We start from the raw sequence: 1,898 nt of genomic DNA, 5'->3' as shown, positions 1-1,898 counted from the left end.
TACGGTGTATTCAGATGGTTTATTAAAGTTACCCTCAAACCAATAATTATAAAATATTCTCTAAAACCTATTGACTACTAATAGTTTGTCACCTCGATAACATTTTTCTTTTATAGTAACATCAAATATGTTATCGTTCAATATTTATGTTACCGTCCTACAAATCTCAGTGATATTAAACCCCAAAACAACATCTATGCTTTTTTATTTTAATAGCAAAGTTCAGTCCTGTCATTTAACGTGTGGTTGATAAAATCAGTATTAGCTCGTAATGTAATCCAGAATCTCTCCTGGTATGTACTCACATCTCAATCACCAAGCATCTCCAAGAATAATCTATCGAGTGCTGACCAGTCCTTATTGTGATCATCAGGTAAACTGTCAGCTATGGCTATTGCCAATAAAAAGAATTTTCATTGTATTCACCTTTCATCCGTCAAGAAATGCTTAACATCATTTACCGGATGTAATAATTCTGTCCTGAAGAACTCCGGGTAGAACTTAATCGGATCATCCGGAGCAATCCACTCAAGAAATTCCTGGTGATCATCCTCAGTAAAGCTGCTGCACTTTGGTTCAAAATTCTCCGGGACCTTCATGTAGAAAAAGAATGATATTTCATATATCAATTTTCCAAGGTTAGACTCCGCATCCCCATAAAAATAATTCTCATGAACGAACCCCAACCTGTCTACTTCCATTCTTATGCCAGTCTCTTCATACACCTCACGTATTACTGCTTCCTCGGCAGTCTCTCCGAACTTGATCCTACCCCCTACAGAATATAAATACTCTGGTCTGATATGGTTCCCAACCATAAGGAACTTTCCATCCTTCAGAATAATTGCACCTACTCTGATGTTAATAAGTCCATTGTCGCACTGCACTGTCATGTCTTTACTCATATCCAATTATTCCCCTTGTCTTACAAATAACCCCCAAGTCCTTTGGTACATTTAATGCTCTGGTTATACTATTATGGCTCTACTTCTCACAATAAATCCTGATTGCCTGATAAGCGAATTCTGCTGTACCCTCGCCGCACTCCCTGCCTACATTCTCGGCAACTTCTCCACCACCTCCGAGCCATTTTCCAAGTCCAAGGAGAATCTCATCAGTGCAAGTATACATATTTTCAGTGATAAAGTTCTGATAAGACTTTACCTGCTCCTGCACTTCCTTTGAAGCAGGGTCGAGATCTCGAAGCTGGCCAAATCTAACAAAAATCTGCATGAGATTTTCCATCAGAGTCTTCTCATCATCCTTTGTCCAGTTTTTACTCTTATCTACAAACTCTTTATACTGCGAGGTTTTACCCCACTGCTCCTTTGCTCTCTTAGAATATTCATCAAGTTTTTTTGTATCAAATGCTGTAAAATTCAATCTTCTCACTCCTCTCGCCTTTAATCCACGAGCCAAGGTGATAAGGTTCTCAATGTGCTCCTTTTTCAAAGTCAAAAGCTCTATCTGTTGTTCCAATGCCTTTGATTTATCAAAATTCTCACTATTTACTATTGCAGCTATATCCTTAAGAGGAAACTCAAGCGCCTTAAACAGTAAAATCTGCTGCAGCTTTTTCCAGTCCTGCATCGTCATACAGCCTGTACCCTGCCCCGGTGTACTCTGTCGGTTTTAAGAGTCCAATCCTGTCATAGTATTGAAGAGTGCGTATACTCACTCCCGTCAGCTTGCTTACTTCATTTACTGTCATCATAGTATTTATCTCCTTCGTCGTGATAATTATACCGTAAACTATTACCCAACGTCAGAGTCAACACTAATTTCAAATTTTTCAAATTTTTTCATAAAAACCTGCTAACAAATGTCAATAGCGAAACGGCTTATTTTTAAGTGTTTTCAATTTCACCATTTTTAAGCATCACAAAAAGGCTGGATGA

General features: G+C 38.3%; 3 protein-coding genes. All 3 read right to left on the bottom strand.

Annotated elements, in window-relative coordinates:
* Positions 1-422: 422 nt before the first annotated feature.
* Positions 423-905 (bottom strand): NUDIX hydrolase, encoded by a 483-nt coding sequence (locus tag T501_RS19375; protein WP_044917166.1) that lies wholly within the window; start codon positions 903-905, stop codon positions 423-425.
* Positions 906-984: 79 nt separating this feature from the next.
* Positions 985-1,590 (bottom strand): MerR family transcriptional regulator, encoded by a 606-nt coding sequence (locus T501_RS19370; protein ID WP_442856399.1) that lies wholly within the window; start codon positions 1,588-1,590, stop codon positions 985-987.
* Positions 1,550-1,714: a MerR family transcriptional regulator gene (locus T501_RS22640; RefSeq protein ID WP_330377130.1), complete on the bottom strand. Its 165-nt coding sequence runs from the start codon at positions 1,712-1,714 to the stop codon at positions 1,550-1,552. The genes T501_RS19370 and T501_RS22640 overlap by 41 nt, the downstream gene beginning before the upstream one ends.
* Positions 1,715-1,898 lie beyond the last annotated feature (184 nt).

This window comes from Butyrivibrio sp. WCE2006 (genome assembly GCF_000701985.1).
Lineage (GTDB): Bacteria > Bacillota > Clostridia > Lachnospirales > Lachnospiraceae > Butyrivibrio.
The sequence above is the reverse complement of the archived record's forward strand: the minus strand, read 5'-3'. Positions and strand labels throughout refer to the sequence as shown.